We start from the raw sequence: 14,084 nt of genomic DNA, 5'->3' as shown, positions 1-14,084 counted from the left end.
GCATACGGCCGCTCCCACCTCGCCGGAACGACGTCCCCGGTGTCTGATGGCCAGTGTGGTGGGTACCGAGAATCTGCGCCGGACCGGCGTCTTCGCCCTCCAGACGCTGGCCGTCGCCGGCTGTTACTACGCCGCGGGACGACTCGGGCTCCTGTGGAACCTGACCGTCGAAGGGGCCGTGTTCACCCCCATCTGGCCGCCGACCGGCATCGCGGTGGCCGGTCTGCTCATCTTCGGGCTGCGTGTCTGGGCCGGAATCGCCCTCGGTGCCCTGCTCGTCATCACGCACCTCACGTCGCTCAGCCCCGACGTCCTCGGCAACCTGGCCGGCAACACGGCGGCGCCCGTCTGCGCGTACCTCATGCTGCGTGCGGTGGGCTTCCGTACCGACCTGAGCCGGTTGCGGGACGGCCTGGCCCTCGTGTTCCTCGGTGCCCTGACCGGCATGCTGATCAGTGCCACGGTGGGCGTCGGGATGCTCGTGATCACGGACCAGCTGGACACGCACAGCTTCTGGACGGTGTGGCTGGCGTGGTGGGTGGGCGACGCGATGGGCGTCCTGATCGTGACGCCGCTTTTGCTGTGGCTGCGTGCGGCACGGTGGCCCCCGCGTCCGTCCCACCGGCTGGAGGCCACCGCGCTGATCCTCGTGACCTGCTGTGTCGTGCCGCTGGTCACCCACAGCAGGCTCAGCGTGCTCTTCCTCGTCTACCCCCTGCTGATCTGGGCCGCGCTGCGCTTCCAGCTGGTCGGCAGCATGTCGTGCGCGCTCGTCACATCCGTGATGGCCACGGTCGCCGCCACGGAGGGAGCCGGGCCCTTCAAGGGGCTGTCCCGGATCGAAGTCATGATCAAACTGCAGGCTTTCAACGGCACCATCGCCCTGACGGCCCTGCTGCTCTCCGCCATGATCACGGAGCAGCGCACCACCCGGCACTCGGTGGAACGAGCCTGCCAGGAACTCGTCGAGGTCCTCGAACATCTCACCGCCGGGGACGCGCCCCGGGGGAGGCCGGCTCGCCCCGAGGGGTCCCGGGACCGTCCACCGGCCGACGGCAGGCCCCGGCAGCCCGAGACCGGGCGTTGAGCCTCACGGAGGTGACATGCATCCGTGCGCCGCCTTCGTCCCGAAGTAAAGGTCAGGAGACGGCGGCCGTGACCTCGCCATGACGTCCTGGACGCAGCGCAACGGAGGAACCGCGATGACGAAGAAGAGGACGAAGAAGGAGCAGAACAAGGCCGGCAGCGAGCAGCTCACCCACGGCGACGAGGTCACCTGGCGGAGCCACGGCAGCACCGCCGAGGGCAAGGTGGTCCGCAAGCTCACCCGACGCACCGAGGCCGCGGGCCGCACCGTGGACGCCTCCCCGGACGAGCCGCAGTACGAGGTGCGCAGCGCCAAGTCCGGCAACACGGCGGTGCACAAGCCGTCCGCGCTGCGCAAGAAGTGAGCGAGCACCCATGCAGACCTTCCTGCCCCACCCGGACTTCCGTCGGACGGCCCTGCTGCTGGACCGGCGGCGACTGGGCAAGCAGCGGGTCGAGGCCCTGCAGGTCCTGCGTGGTCTGACGGTGCCGGGATACGGCTGGCGTCGGCATCCGGCCGTACGGATGTGGGCGGGGTACGAGGAGGCGCTCGTACGGTACGGCCTGGAGATCTGCCGGGTCTGGCGCGAACACGGGCACCAGGACAGCTGCGCCGCCTCGCTGGTGGCCGGACTGGCCGCCGCACACCCCGGAACTGCGGTGCGTGACCAGGCGGCGCTGGCGAGCGCGGGTGAGCTGCCGCCCTGGCACGGTGACGAGGCGTTCCACGAAAGCCATCGCTCCGCGCTCGTCCGCAAGGACCCGGAGGTGTACGGCGACCTGTTCCCCGGGGTACCCGACGACCTCCCCTATGTGTGGCCCGCGTCCGACAGGGAGCGGCAACCAGGCTGACGGCTCGGTTCTGCCCCTGGTGGGAATCCGTGGATCCCGGGATCGGTTACGGAGCCGTCCTCGATCAGCGGCGGACAGACACTCCAGTCGGCCGCGATGCGCATCACCTCGTGTTCCGTCGGCATGGCGTCGTGCCAGGCGTCCCATTCGGCCTCTCCCCAGTCCTGCCGGACCTCTTCGCACCCGACCAGTCCGACGCCGAGTTCCCTCTCCACGGCGGTGGGTTCTCCCAGGCGCAGGGGGACGTCGCCGCTCATGCCGATGTAGCAGTAGGCGCGGGTCAGTTCACCGGATTCCACCCGGGCCCAGGCGTGGTACTCGGTGACACGGTCGGTCGCGAAGAACTGAAGGTCCCCGACCTGTCCGGCCAGCGTCCGCAGCCAGGTGGGAAAGTCCGGGCGCGACGGGTCGGTGCGGTGCGACAGATGGATCCTGCCGTGGGCGAGCGTCCACTCCGGGACCGGTCTGGCCACGAAGACCCCTTGCCCGTAGGCGAGTTCGGTGCCGGTCGTCCAGTCGATGGCCTGTCGGTGCCGTAGGCCGAGCGCATCGGCGACTTCCTCCGGCCCGGCGTCTCGCACGGCCAGCCATGACGTCTTGAAGCCGAAGGACATGAAGCCTCCCACCGTGTGTCTCCGGACCACGCGGGATCATCGCAGACGGCACCGACAACGACCGTGTCCGTGGGCCGCACCGGGTCATGAGGTGGGGTTCTTCGCGGTGCTCCCGTGGCCCCGCGTAGACCCGCTAGCTTCCACCCACCTCGTGCGACGGGGGACGAACGCCGAGCTGCGGACTCCGAGTTGCTGACCACCCGGTCATCGCCCCCGGGACCGTCCGAGGGAGCCCCGCCCCCGTGCCGCAGGGTTCCTCCGGACGATCCCGAGGAGCCCTGCGCCCTGCCAGAGCCTGATCCGCCGGACAGGCCTACCGCTGATGCTCACCCGTCGGGCCCCCTCGCCACGGGGGCGGGGCGGCGGTTCTGCGGGCTGCCACTCCCTGGTGCGCCGCCCGCTCCACCTGGCCGCGCAGACGGTCCTGCAGTCGGTCCGCAAGCTCGTACGCGGTCGCCTCTCGGGCGTGCACGACCATGAGATCGCTGCCCACCTTTATCTCGCCACCCGCGGTCCAGGGCTGTCCGCCATGGTGTGCGACGGCCCGGGAGACGCGTACCTCGCCGACGGCGGGCGGGAGACCCGGGCGGTCGAGGGCTGCCCGCACCTTGGCCCGGATGTAGGCGAGTTCCTGCTCGTCGACGCCACCCTCGGCGCGCACCGCGACGGTGTCGGCGCCACCGGTGTCCCTGGGAGTCATGTGCTCCACCCCTTCGATCCCTTGCGTGGTTCCAGAGTGACTTGTGTGCCGCTCCGCTCCCAGGGGCCACCCGACCCTCAGCCGGGGCCGGGGGTCCCAAGAACCGAGCCCGATGTCGATGGTGTCGCCGTCGACGGCGGTCGCTCGGCGCGCAACTCCATTGCCATTAGACGGAGTTGTCCCGCGCGGCTGCCGGCTCGGTCAACCTTCACCCGTGGTGCGGCACTCATCGGTCGCTCCCCAGGTCGCGCAGCATGTTCTTCGCCGACGGGCCGGACCTCCTCGTCCGGGCCATCCTCGCCAGTTCCCGCTCGACCAGCTCCGTGTCGAGGTCCAGGAAGGTCAGCTTCCCGAGCCTCCCGGTGATCGCGTCGGTGAGCAGCCGGTGCAGCGACTCCTCGGCGATCGGGCGCCCGCCGAGCCCGGCGACCACCGTGTGCCCGTCGAGCCGGATACCGGACAGCGCGGTGCGCACGTTCGCCGAGACGATCCCGCCGACGCCGACCGCGAGGGCGCGTTCCAGGACGACCACCCGCTGAGCGTTGCCGAGCACGGTCCGTACCGCCTCCAGCGGGAACGGCCGGAACGAGGTGATCCCGAGGGCCCCGATCCGCACCCCGGCCTCGCGCATCTCGTCCACGACGTCGCACACCGTGCCCAGCACCGAGCCGAGCGCCACGACGACCGTGTCCGCGAAGTCGCAGCAGTACGGGTGGATCAGCCCGCCGGAGTCCCGCCCGAACACCCGCCGGAACTCGGCCGCGATGTCGGGTATGGCCTCCAGCGCCCGCATCTGCTTGGCGTGGGCGAGGTAGCGCACCTCCGTCGAGGCGTCCGGGCCGACCCGCGCGCCGATCGAGACCGGGTCGTCCGGGTCCAGGACCCGCCGGGACTCGTACGGCGGTAGGAACGCGTCGACCAGAGACTGCTCCGGCACCTTGATCCGCTTCCGGACATGCGTGGGCGCGAAGCCGTCCACGCACACCATCACCGGCAAGGACAACTCCTCCGCCAGCCAGAACGCCTGTGGGTGCAGGTCGGCGGCCTCCTGGTGGTCGCGCGCGTACAGCTGGACCCAGCCCGAGTCCCGCTGGGACATGGTGTCGCTGTGGTCGTTCCCGGCGTTGCTGGGGGCGCCGCTCGCGTGGTTGGCCACCGTGAGCACGATCGGCAGGCCGAGACGCGAGGCGTTGTACAGGGGCTCCACCATGTGCAGCAGGCCCGGGCTCGCGGTCGCCGTGCAGGTGCGGGCACCGGCCGCCGAGGCCCCGACGCACGTCGACAACGCGGCGAACGCCGACTCGACGTCGACGTACGTGCAGGGCTTCAGCGACCCGGACTTCACCAGGCGGCTCAGCTCATCCACGAGCTGGGTCTGCGGCGGGACCGGACAGGCGGCGATCACTTCCGGCCGACAGCGTGCGACGGCCTTCGCGACCGCGCGCGACCCCTCAGTCTGCTTCAGCACGGGCCGGCTCCCCACACAACGTGTTCGGCACCGGGTGCCCGCAGTGGCGAACCGCCAGGGCCGTTGCCGGGGCGGTCATGACAGCGGGCGGGACAGCGCGGTGTACCTGGAACACTGGGCTCTCCTCTTCCTCGGCCCTCCCACGGCGTGGAGCCCGGCCCCGTCCAACCCCTTCCGGCTCCCGGAGCCAGACGAGGCCGCGCCGTGCGTCACTCGTGCGGGACGACGGCGACCGGGCACCCGACGTGGTGCACGACCGCGTGGGTGATCGGCCCGGTGTGGGCGCCGAGCCTGGCCGGGCGGATCCGGCGCCCGACGACCAGCAGCCCGGCGTCCTTCGTGACGTCCACCAGCACCTGCGCCGCACGCCCTTCCTCGGCCAGCGCGTGCACCTCGACGCTGGGGTACTTGTCCCGCCACGGGGCGATGATGGCGGCCAGCGTCCGCTCGGCGGTCTCCCTCAGCGCACCGCGGACCTTCGTCTCGGATGCGGTGGGCATGTACGGCAGCTGCCACGCGTACACGGCTCGCAGCGGCGCGGCACGCAGCCTGGCGCTCTCGAAGGCGAACGCGAGGAGTTCCTCGCACGAGTGCGCCGGGTCGAGGCCGACCACGACGGCGCGGTACGGGGTACGGGCGCAGGGCCGGCCCTCCGCGTCCGGCACGTGCTCGTCCTCAAGGCCCTGGCCCGCCCGCACGAGGACGACGGGCCGTGCCACGTGGGCCATCGTCGCCGACGCGACCGAACCGGACATGAATCCCCCGAGGCCGCTGAAGGCACGGCTGCCGAGAACCAGCATCTCGGCTGCGGCGGCCTCCTCGACGAGGGCGTCCGCCGCGGGGCGGGAGATCTGGTCCGCGCTGAGATACAGCTGCGGATAGCGTTCGTTGAGGCGGTCCAGGCCGCCCCGCAGGATGCGCCGGGCCCAGTGGCGCGGGGCCTCCAGTTCGGGGAGGTCGGCGGCGTCGGGCGGCAGCCCTTCCCACGCGTGGATCAGGCGCAGCGGGATCCCGCGGCGCAGAGCCTCCCTGGCCGCCCAGTCGGCGGCGGCGAGACTCTCGGGTGAACCGTCCAGGCCTACGACGACGGGGCGAAGCATGGCCGACACCTCCCTGGTCCAGGTCTCCTCCGATTCCAGCGTCCCTTCGTGCGGACGGCCGGGGCAGGGGCTGGGAGTCCTCTCGCGGGGACCGAACGGCCCGTACGTCACGGACCGGGCCGGTGTCCGCGTCGTGCTGGGAGCGCGCCGCATGGGCCGTTCGGCTCCGACGTGGTGACCTTCGGCATCCTGCGGCGCCGTCGTCCCGGCTGTTGCATGAGGAGGTGAGACGACCCGTCCGGCGAAGGAGGTGAGCTCTGTGGGTACCTCTCTGACTCCCGAATTCTGGACCCTGTTCACCGTCCTTCTGGTCACCTTCACCGTGGCCACGGTCGCGGTGAGCGCCGTGCTCGACACGCTGGTGCTGCGCATGCGGCAGCGGCGGCAGTCCGGCCGGCGCGTGGACGCGCCCGTCGAACAGCCTGAAAGGCACCTGGTGCACCGCTGAGACCCGGCGGCACCCCGGGGCGGCCAGGGCCGTCCCGGCCGGCTGAAGGGAGGAACCGATGTCCGACTCCCGACCCTGCCGACGAGCGGGAACACTACTGCTGGCGGCGTTGCCCGTGCTGGCCTCCGCGACCGTGGCGCTCTACGCGCTGCGATTCCGGCCGAGGCTTCTGACCTGGGGCGCGACGCCGGAGGAGGTCGACAGGACCTATCCCGGTGACGAACTCGTGCCCGATGCCGACGGCATGTCGACCATGGCCACCACCCTCCCGGCGCCGCCCGAGGCGGTCTGGCCCTGGCTGGTCCAGATGGGCGGAGACCGTGCCGGCTGGTACAGCTGGGATCACCTGGACCACTTCGGGGAGCCGAGCGCCGACTGTGTCGTCCCCGAGTGGCAGCAGCTCAAGGAAGGACAGCGGCTGCCCGCCACACCGGACGGCAGATCCTGGTTCACGGTGGCCCGCCTGGAGCCGAACCGGACGCTGGTGCTGCGCTCCGACCTGAACCTGGCCTCCGGCCGCTCCATCGACCCCCGGTCGCGCCCGCTGCCTGCGGCCCACCTGGGCGGTGTCTGGAGCTTCCACCTGACGCCGTCTCCCTTCGGAGAGAGCCGCCTGGTGGTGCGTACGCGCGGTCAGGGACGACCCCGCTGGCTCATGGGTCCGATCGACCTGTTGTTCGGGGAACCGGCGCACTTCGTCATGCAGACCCGTCAGTTCCACAACCTGCGCACCCGACTCGACACGCTCCCGTGACGCCGAGGTCGAGGTCGTGGGAACGGTGCGTACTCCTGCTGGTGGCGGCGGGCGCTGCCTTCGTCTCCGCCGCGGTCCTCGACGCGCTGAGGATGCGCCGGGTCATCCGCGGTATCCGCGGTGTCGGCGAGGGTGTCGGCGAGCCGACCGCGCCGGCGCCACCGACGGTGCGAGACGACCGACGGACACGGACGGTGCAAGCGCATGCCCCCGTGTTCTGACGTGCCCTGACGTGTCCTGACCGATGGGACCGTGACCGATGGGACGCAGTCGCCGTGCCGTGGGACGCCGCCCACGGCACCGTGTCCGAACCGGTCATGTGCGGTAGTGACGGTGGTCGTCGCCGTCGCCGATGAAGTGCTTCTCGATGACCACCTCGTTCTCACCGGGCCTGCGGATCACGCCCGGCGTGGACATGAACGCGATCAGGCCCAGAACGCCGGCCGCCATCAGGATGAAGCCGACGACGAACGAGCTGTACCCGAACACCAGGCAGGCGCCCAGGACGGCCGCTGCCAGCAGGAGAAGTGGAACCATGACTGCCTCCGATCATCGGTGCGCGGGAAACGGATTCACAACCTGCGCAGCCAGCCGTCGGCCACGCCGTGCAGGGCCTGTTCGGCCGGCTGGAGCCGGGTGTCGTCGAGGCGGTACGACAGGCGGTCGACCACGCCGACGACCCCGTCGATCCGCCCGGTCGTACGGAGGGCGATGGCCTTCTCGGTGCGGCGTTCGAGCACGCCCGAGAGGGTGACCACGCCGTTGCGGACCGAGATCGTGACGTTCTGAGGGGCCAGCCACAAGGTGTTGAGGAACACCTCTTGCTCCACGGCGGCGCGGATCTCGTCGTCGGTACGCAGGAAGACCTCCAGGAGGTCGCGGCGGGTGACGATGCCGACGAGCCGGTTCTCCTCGTCCACCACGGGCAGCCGTTCCACACGTCGGTTGGCCATGAGCCGGGCGGCCTCGGGGACGGTGGCGTCGGCGGGCACGGTCACCGCCGGTGCCGACATGAGTCCCGCGGCGGTCCGGGCACGGCTCTTGGCCACGGCCCCGCGGATCCCATGGCGACGACCACGCCACCTGCGGGCGTGGGGGGCGCGGGCCTGCCGGAGCAGCAGGTCGGTCTCCGAGATCACTCCGAGGACGTGGTCGTCCTCGTCGACGACCGGCAGCCCGCTGATGCGATGCTCGCCCAGCAGCCGGGCGACTTCCTTGAACGGCGTGTCGCGGTCGGCGGTGACGACGTCGGCGACCATGACAGCGCCGATCTTCGTGGCCTTCATGGCATGTCCTCCTTCACTGTCCTCGCCCTTCAGCATCCGGCCCGGCCCTGCCCCGGCACATGGGCTGAGCGGGCCGGAGACCGCGCCGACCGGCCCTCGCCCCGACACCGGGAGCGGGCCCACGTGCGCCCCACCCCCTCCGCCACCGTGGGCCGAGCGGCCGACCGGCACCAGGACCAATGGCCCGCCGACGGGACCTGTGGCCGCTCACCCGGGACGACATGGCGGAGAAGGATCACAACAGAAGGGATCTTCCGCGGTGTTCGGCACAAGGAGTTCAGTCATGTCCAGGTCGGCCAGGGGTGGGGCGAGCGCCGCTTCCGGAGCGGGACTCGGTCTGCCGGCCGCGTCCGCGCTCGTCATCGGCAGCATCATCGGCACCGGTGTCTTCGCCCTGCCGTCCGCACTCGCGCCGTACGGCCCGATCGCCCTCGTGGCGTTCGTCGCCGTCACCCTCGGCGCTCTCGCGCTCGCGATGACCTTCGGGTCCCTGTCGCAGCGCGTCCCGGCGAGCGGCGGCCCGTATGTGTACGCCCGTGAGGCCTTCGGCGAGTTCGCCGGATTCCTCAACGCGTGGTCGTACTGGATCACCGCCTGGGCCGGGAACGCGGCGATCGCGGTGGCCTGGGTCGGCTATGTCGAGGTCTTCGTCAACACCGGCCACAGGACCGGGATCTCGGTGGTGATCGCACTCGTCGGCCTGTGGATTCCGGCCGCGGTCAACCTCAGCGGGGTGCGCAACACCGGGGCCTTCCAAGTGATCACCACGGTCCTGAAGTTCGTACCGCTGGTCCTGATGGCCACCGTCGGTCTGCTGTTCGTCGACCCCGACAACTTCGGTGCCTTCAACGCCGGCGACCGATCGGCGCTCGGCGCGATCTCGGCCGCCGCGGCCATCGCGCTGTTCAGCTACCTCGGCCTGGAGGCCGCCTCCGTGGTCGCCGGCCGGGTCCGGGACCCGCGGCGCAACGTCCCGCGCGCCACCGTCCGCGGCACCCTCGCCTGCGCCGCCATCTACCTCCTCGGCACCCTCGCGGTGTTCGGCACGGTCTCGCACGGCGAACTCACCGCCTCCACCGCGCCGTTCACCGACGCCGCGAACAACATCGTCGGCGGCACCTGGGCGGGTGACGCCGTCGCCGTGGCCGCCGTCGTCTCCGGCATCGGCGCCCTCAACGGCTGGACCATGCTGTGCGCGGAGATGCCGTACGCCGCCGCCCGCGACGGGCTCTTCCCGGAGGCCTTCGCCAGGACGCGCGGCAGGAGCGGTGTCCCCGTGTTCGGCATCGTCGCCTCGACCGTCCTCGCCTCGCTGATCACCGTGTTCAGCTACACCCGCTTCGAGGACGTCTTCACCCGGATCGTGCTGCTGAGCGTGCTCACGGCCGTGATCCCCTACCTGTTCTCGGCCGCCGCCCAGCTGCACTGGCTGCTGACCCGGGGCCGGGACACCCTGAGCCGGCGCCGCCTGGTCCGGGACACAGCCGTCGCGGCGCTCGCCATGGCCTTCTCGTACTGGTCGATCCAGGGCAGCGGCTACCAGACCGTGTACTACGGGCTGTTCGTGCTGCTGCTCGGTCTGCCGGTCTACGTCTGGCTGAAGCGCGACCGCGCCCAGGACGGCATCGAGCAGACCGGCGGCCCCGAGGCCCCGCTGACCCGGGCGCCCGAGACGCCTCCGTCCGTCCCCAGGATCCCGCGGGCCCGCAGCCCGCGCGCGACCTTCCTCCGCCACCACGACTGAGCCGTCCGGAAGGATCGTCATGAACCGCTTTCATGTGGACTCCGAGGTGGGAGCGCTCCGCCAGGTGATCCTGCACCGGCCCGGACTCGAACTGTCCCGCCTCACCCCGCGCAATGTCGACGCACTCCTCTTCGACGACGTCCTGTGGGCCGAGCGGGCCCGCGAGGAGCACGACGCCTTCGCCCAGGTGCTGCGCGACCACGGAACCAAGGTGCACTACTTCGCCGACCTGCTGGCGCGGACCCTCGACCTGCCAGAGGCCCGCGACTGGTTGCTGGAGCGCGTCGTCACCCCGGCCACCGTCGGCCCGGCCCTGGTCGATCCCGTACGACAGCTCTGCGCCGAACTGGACGGGGAGACCCTCGCCGGACACCTGATCGGCGGGATCCTCAAGAGCGACCTGCCGCTCACCACCCCGCACAGCCTGGTCTGGAACGCGCTCGACACCGACGACTTCGCCCTCACCCCGCTGCCCAACCACCTCTTCCCGCGCGACAACTCCTGCTGGGTGTACGACCGGTTGTCGGTCAACCCGATGGCCATGCCCGCCCGGCGCCGGGAGAGCCTGCACGCCCAGGCCGTCTACCGCTTCCACCCGCTGTTCGCCGCGACCGCGCCCGAACCCCTGCTGGAGGGCCCCGTCGGGACCCTCGAAGGCGGGGACGTCCATGTCCTCGGCAACCGCGCCGTCATGGTCGGCATGGGGGAGCGGACCACCGCACAGGCCGTGGAGAACCTGGCGTCCAGGCTCTTCGCCCGCGGCACGGCGGACCGCCTGATCGCGGTCCAACTCCCGCGCACACGCGCCTACATGCACCTCGACACCGTACTGACCATGGTCGACCGGGACGCCTTCGCCGTCTACCCGGGCCTCGCGGACTGCCTGCGCTCGTGGACGCTCACCCCGAACTCCGCGCTCGCCACCGGCTTCGACGTCAGGGCCGACTTCGACCTCGCCACGGTACTGGCCGAGGCGCTCGACCTGGACAAGGTGCGGATGCTCTCCGCGCCCCAGGACATCCGGGGCGCCGAGCGCGAGCAGTGGGACGACGGCAGCAACTTCCTCGCCCTCGCCCCCGGCGTGATCGTCGGCTACGAGCGCAACGTCACCACCAACACCCACCTGCGCGAGCAGGGCATCGAGGTCGTCACCATCAGCGGCGCCGAACTCGGCCGCGGCCGAGGCGGACCGCGCTGTATGAGCTGTCCGATCGAACGCGACGCGGCCGGCTGACCGAGCGGAGGAGGCATCATGACCGTCGACCTGCGAGGGCGCTCCTTCCTGAGCGAACTCGACCTCACCGCCCGGGAGATCCACCATCTCCTCGACCTCGCCGCACAGCTGAAGACAGCCGGACGGGCGGGCACCGAGGAGCCCCGGCTCACCGGCAACTCCCTGCCGCTGCCGTACCAGGTCAACGACAAGACCCTCGCGCTCACCGGCAACCCGGACGTCAGGTTCATGTACTGCCTGCCGGCCCTCCACGACCGCGGCACCCGCCTGGGCCGCGACATCCTGCGCGCCTACGGCCTGGACGCGCTGGAAGTCACCGACGCCGTGTTCTCGTCGCCCGCCTCGATCGTCTTCGACCAGGCCGAGAACCGGCTGCACACCATCAAGGCCGTGCTCGTCGCCACCCTGGAGGACTGAACCATGCGCATCGTCGTCGCCCTCGGCGGCAACGCCCTGCTCCGCCGGGGCGAACGCCCCGACGCGGACGTCCAGACCGCCAACATCGACCGGGTGGCCACGGGCGTCGCCGCGCTGGCCATCGACCACGAGGTCGTCGTCACCCATGGCAACGGCCCCCAGATCGGCCTGCTCGCCGTCGAGAGTGCCACCGACCCCGCCCTCAGCGCCCCCTATCCGCTCGACCTCCTCGGCGCCCAGACCCAGGGACTGATCGGTTCCCTGCTACTGCGCGCCCTGTACGACACCCTGCCGGGGCACCGCATCGCCGCGCTGATCACCCACACCCTGGTGCGTGCCGATGATCCCGCTTTCCTGCGGCCCGCCAAGTTCGTCGGCCAGGTCTACCCGCGGGGCGTGGCGCGCGACCTCGCCCGCAGGTACGGCTGGCGGGTGGCCGAGGACACCAAGGGCTGGCGCCGTGTGGTCGCCTCACCCCTTCCGGAACGGATCGTGGAGACGGACACGATCCACGAACTGCTGACCGGCGGCACGCTCGTCATCTGCGCCGGGGGCGGAGGCGTCCCCGTCGTCGCCGATCCCGACACCGGCGCCCTCACCGGGGCGGAGGCAGTCGTCGACAAGGACCTCACCGCCGCCCTGCTGGCCGAGGACCTCAAGGCCGACTTCCTGCTCGTCCTCACCGACGTCCCCAACGTCTACGCCGACTACGGCACTCCGCGCCAGCAGCCGCTCCACGACGCCACCCCCAGCAGCCTGCGCCGCGGCCACTTCGCCGCCGGTTCGATGGGCCCCAAGACCGAGGCCGCCGCCCGCTTCGTCGAACGCACCGGCGGCCTGGCCGCGATCGGTTCCCTGGACGCCGCGTACGAGATGCTGCACGGCAGAGCAGGCACCCTGGTCCGCCCGGACCTCCCCGTCGCCGGGTGACCGGCACGGGGGAGCGGCGAGCGGATCGGGAGACGCAGGGAACGAGCGGCGGAGCACCGGTTTCCTTCCCGTCGCTGCGGCGCCCGGGAACGGCCGGCACCGCCATCGCGACGACGACGGCGACCGGTGCGTACGTTCTCGCCGGGCTGAGGCCGCTGACCGGATTCGTCGGCAGACCGAGCATGAACAGCCAGTCCGCCCAGGTGTCGTTCGCCCAGGAGCGGAACGTGGTCTCGCTGACCGGGATCGGCCTGCGCCTGGCCGCCGGCCAAGCACATCTCGGACGGCTCGCCGAGCATGTTGACCAACCCGTTCGTCGACTACCACGTCATCTACGCGGTCGTCCTGATCGCTCTCGCGGCCACGGGGGCGGGGATGGCGTGGCCGCTGGGACCTTCGCACGGCACGGCGGGCCCCGCCCGAGGCCCGCCGAGTCACGCCCACCGGGGCCGGTCGGCCCGGGCCCGGGACCAGCGGCCCCTGCACCGCCGTGGCACCCCGCACGACGCTGGAGGCAGACATCCCGGTCAGGAGGCAGAACCATGATCCGCACCGTTGTCGCAGGTCTCGACGGCTCCGCCGAGAGCCTGGCCGCCGCCGACTGGGCAGCCCGCGAGTCCGCGCTCCGCGGGCTGCCGCTGACGCTGCTGCACGTCTGGGAGCCCGTGCCCGAGCCGATGGCCCAGGCCCCGCTGCTGGGCGGTGAAACCCTGCAGTACTGGAGCGAGAAGGTGCCGCGTGAGACGGCGGAGGGGATCCGGCTGCGGCACCCGGGTGTCGAGGTGCTGACGGAGCACGTGCCCGGCCGGCCCGCCGACATCCTCACGGAGGCCGCAAAGAGCGCCGAACTGCTCGTCCTCGGCTCGCGCGGACTGAGTGGCATCGGAGGCTTCATGCTCGGTTCCGTCGGTCTGTCGGTCGTGGCCCACGCCGAACGGCCGGTCGTCCTGGTCCGTGCCGGGGAGCAGGCCACCGACGAGCACGAACCCGACCCGGCGGGCAACCCGTCCACGGCGACCCGGTTCCGCCCCGTCGTCCTGGGCCTCGACACCGGCGCCCCCGACGACTCGGTGCTCGGGTTCTCCTTCGAGGAGGCCGCCCGACGTGAGACGGGCCTGCGGGTCGTCGCCAGCTGGAACCTGCCGCCGTACTACGTCTACGGCCTCTCGGCCGACCTCGAACAGCACGACCGGATCACCCGGCAGAAGGCCGCGGAGCTGGCCGAGGTCCTGGGGCCCTGGCGGCAGAAGTACCCGTCGGTGGACGTCGTCGGGATCTCCCGGTCCGGCAGCCCCGCCAACCATCTGCTGGACGCCTCCCGCGAGGCCTCCCTGGTCGTGGTGGGCCGCCGCGTTCGACGCGCCCCGCTCGGCACCCACGTGGGCGCGGTCGCGCACGCCGTCCTGCACCACTGCACCGCACCGGTCACCGTCGTCCCGCACAGCTGACCC

General features: G+C 71.6%; 15 protein-coding genes and 1 pseudogene. 10 read left to right on the top strand and 6 right to left on the bottom strand.

Translation table 11 applies throughout. From position 1 onward, the window contains the following. Positions 1 to 46 precede the first annotated feature (46 nt). The 3 genes from EHS43_RS05570 (at position 47) to EHS43_RS05560 (ending at position 1,938) form a co-directional block, all read left to right on the top strand. Positions 47 to 1,087 carry an MASE1 domain-containing protein gene (locus EHS43_RS05570; protein WP_185806119.1) on the top strand — a complete coding sequence of 347 codons (1,041 nt, stop codon included), beginning with the start codon at positions 47 to 49 and terminating at the stop codon, positions 1,085 to 1,087. 115 nt (positions 1,088 to 1,202) lie between these two features. Then, positions 1,203 to 1,451: a DUF2945 domain-containing protein gene (locus EHS43_RS05565; protein WP_125189407.1), complete on the top strand. Its 249-nt coding sequence runs from the start codon at positions 1,203 to 1,205 to the stop codon at positions 1,449 to 1,451. Positions 1,452 to 1,461: 10 nt separating this feature from the next. Then, positions 1,462 to 1,938 (top strand): MSMEG_6728 family protein, encoded by a 477-nt coding sequence (locus tag EHS43_RS05560; RefSeq protein ID WP_125189406.1) that lies wholly within the window; start codon positions 1,462 to 1,464, stop codon positions 1,936 to 1,938. Here the strand turns inward: EHS43_RS05560 and EHS43_RS05555 are convergent. From EHS43_RS05555 to EHS43_RS05540, 4 genes are all read right to left on the bottom strand, one after another. Then, entirely contained in the window at positions 1,896 to 2,552 is a 657-nt protein-coding gene (locus EHS43_RS05555; protein ID WP_125189405.1) for a hypothetical protein, read from the bottom strand. The genes EHS43_RS05560 and EHS43_RS05555 overlap by 43 nt on opposite strands. A gap of 313 nt (positions 2,553 to 2,865) precedes the next feature. Further along, complete coding sequence (locus EHS43_RS05550; RefSeq protein ID WP_125189404.1) at positions 2,866 to 3,252, bottom strand: hypothetical protein; 387 nt, start codon at positions 3,250 to 3,252, stop codon at positions 2,866 to 2,868. A gap of 226 nt (positions 3,253 to 3,478) precedes the next feature. After that, on the bottom strand, positions 3,479 to 4,720 hold the full coding sequence (gene porA, locus EHS43_RS05545; protein ID WP_125189403.1) for a pyruvate ferredoxin oxidoreductase: 1,242 nt from the start codon (positions 4,718 to 4,720) through the stop codon (positions 3,479 to 3,481). 209 nt (positions 4,721 to 4,929) lie between these two features. Then, entirely contained in the window at positions 4,930 to 5,820 is an 891-nt protein-coding gene (locus EHS43_RS05540) for a universal stress protein (RefSeq protein WP_125189402.1), read from the bottom strand. Between the two features lie 259 nt (positions 5,821 to 6,079). Here EHS43_RS05540 and EHS43_RS05535 point away from each other — a divergent pair, with 259 nt between their 5' ends. Next, a complete protein-coding gene (locus tag EHS43_RS05535) occupies positions 6,080 to 6,268 on the top strand; it encodes a hypothetical protein (RefSeq protein WP_125189401.1) in 189 nt (62 codons plus the stop codon). Between the two features lie 58 nt (positions 6,269 to 6,326). Further along, positions 6,327 to 7,022: a hypothetical protein gene (locus tag EHS43_RS05530; protein ID WP_125189400.1), complete on the top strand. Its 696-nt coding sequence runs from the start codon at positions 6,327 to 6,329 to the stop codon at positions 7,020 to 7,022. A 315-nt stretch (positions 7,023 to 7,337) separates the two neighbouring features. On the opposite strand, the gene EHS43_RS05525 is transcribed toward EHS43_RS05530, so the two are convergent. Then, a complete protein-coding gene (locus EHS43_RS05525) occupies positions 7,338 to 7,559 on the bottom strand; it encodes a hypothetical protein (RefSeq protein ID WP_125189399.1) in 222 nt (73 codons plus the stop codon). A 35-nt stretch (positions 7,560 to 7,594) separates the two neighbouring features. Further along, entirely contained in the window at positions 7,595 to 8,308 is a 714-nt protein-coding gene (locus tag EHS43_RS05520) for a CBS domain-containing protein (RefSeq protein WP_125189398.1), read from the bottom strand. 283 nt (positions 8,309 to 8,591) lie between these two features. On the opposite strand from EHS43_RS05520, the gene EHS43_RS05515 reads away from it, so the two are divergent. The 5 genes and pseudogenes from EHS43_RS05515 to EHS43_RS05500 all read left to right on the top strand — a co-directional run bounded on the left by EHS43_RS05515 (position 8,592) and on the right by EHS43_RS05500 (position 14,081). Continuing rightward, positions 8,592 to 10,052: an APC family permease gene (locus tag EHS43_RS05515; protein WP_125189397.1), complete on the top strand. Its 1,461-nt coding sequence runs from the start codon at positions 8,592 to 8,594 to the stop codon at positions 10,050 to 10,052. A 19-nt stretch (positions 10,053 to 10,071) separates the two neighbouring features. After that, on the top strand, positions 10,072 to 11,286 hold the full coding sequence (locus tag EHS43_RS05510; protein WP_125189396.1) for an arginine deiminase: 1,215 nt from the start codon (positions 10,072 to 10,074) through the stop codon (positions 11,284 to 11,286). A gap of 162 nt (positions 11,287 to 11,448) precedes the next feature. Then, positions 11,449 to 11,703: pseudogene (locus tag EHS43_RS47430) on the top strand (ornithine carbamoyltransferase subunit F); the annotation flags it as partial. Between the two features lie 3 nt (positions 11,704 to 11,706). Further along, positions 11,707 to 12,633, top strand: a complete 927-nt coding sequence (locus EHS43_RS05505) for a carbamate kinase (RefSeq protein WP_185806117.1) — start codon at positions 11,707 to 11,709, stop codon at positions 12,631 to 12,633. 542 nt (positions 12,634 to 13,175) lie between these two features. After that, positions 13,176 to 14,081: a universal stress protein gene (locus tag EHS43_RS05500; protein ID WP_125189395.1), complete on the top strand. Its 906-nt coding sequence runs from the start codon at positions 13,176 to 13,178 to the stop codon at positions 14,079 to 14,081. Positions 14,082 to 14,084: the final 3 nt, after the last annotated feature.

The sequence above is a fragment of the Streptomyces sp. RP5T genome, from assembly GCF_003933965.1.
Taxonomy (GTDB): domain Bacteria; phylum Actinomycetota; class Actinomycetes; order Streptomycetales; family Streptomycetaceae; genus Streptomyces.
This window is presented reverse-complemented; position numbering and strand designations above follow the sequence as displayed.

Bases quoted from the DNA above. Each gene is read 5' to 3' on its own strand.
- EHS43_RS05570 (WP_185806119.1), top strand. From the start codon at position 47: ATGGCCAGTGTGGTGGGTACCGAGAATCTGCGCCGGACCGGCGTCTTC.
- EHS43_RS05565 (WP_125189407.1), top strand. From the start codon at position 1,203: ATGACGAAGAAGAGGACGAAGAAGGAGCAGAACAAGGCCGGCAGCGAG.
- EHS43_RS05560 (WP_125189406.1), top strand. From the start codon at position 1,462: ATGCAGACCTTCCTGCCCCACCCGGACTTCCGTCGGACGGCCCTGCTG.
- EHS43_RS05555 (WP_125189405.1), bottom strand. From the start codon at position 2,552: ATGTCCTTCGGCTTCAAGACGTCATGGCTGGCCGTGCGAGACGCCGGG.
- EHS43_RS05550 (WP_125189404.1), bottom strand. From the start codon at position 3,252: ATGACTCCCAGGGACACCGGTGGCGCCGACACCGTCGCGGTGCGCGCC.
- EHS43_RS05540 (WP_125189402.1), bottom strand. From the start codon at position 5,820: ATGCTTCGCCCCGTCGTCGTAGGCCTGGACGGTTCACCCGAGAGTCTC.
- EHS43_RS05530 (WP_125189400.1), top strand. From the start codon at position 6,327: ATGTCCGACTCCCGACCCTGCCGACGAGCGGGAACACTACTGCTGGCG.
- EHS43_RS05525 (WP_125189399.1), bottom strand. From the start codon at position 7,559: ATGGTTCCACTTCTCCTGCTGGCAGCGGCCGTCCTGGGCGCCTGCCTG.
- EHS43_RS05520 (WP_125189398.1), bottom strand. From the start codon at position 8,308: ATGAAGGCCACGAAGATCGGCGCTGTCATGGTCGCCGACGTCGTCACC.
- EHS43_RS05515 (WP_125189397.1), top strand. From the start codon at position 8,592: ATGTCCAGGTCGGCCAGGGGTGGGGCGAGCGCCGCTTCCGGAGCGGGA.
- EHS43_RS05510 (WP_125189396.1), top strand. From the start codon at position 10,072: ATGAACCGCTTTCATGTGGACTCCGAGGTGGGAGCGCTCCGCCAGGTG.
- EHS43_RS05505 (WP_185806117.1), top strand. From the start codon at position 11,707: ATGCGCATCGTCGTCGCCCTCGGCGGCAACGCCCTGCTCCGCCGGGGC.
- EHS43_RS05500 (WP_125189395.1), top strand. From the start codon at position 13,176: ATGATCCGCACCGTTGTCGCAGGTCTCGACGGCTCCGCCGAGAGCCTG.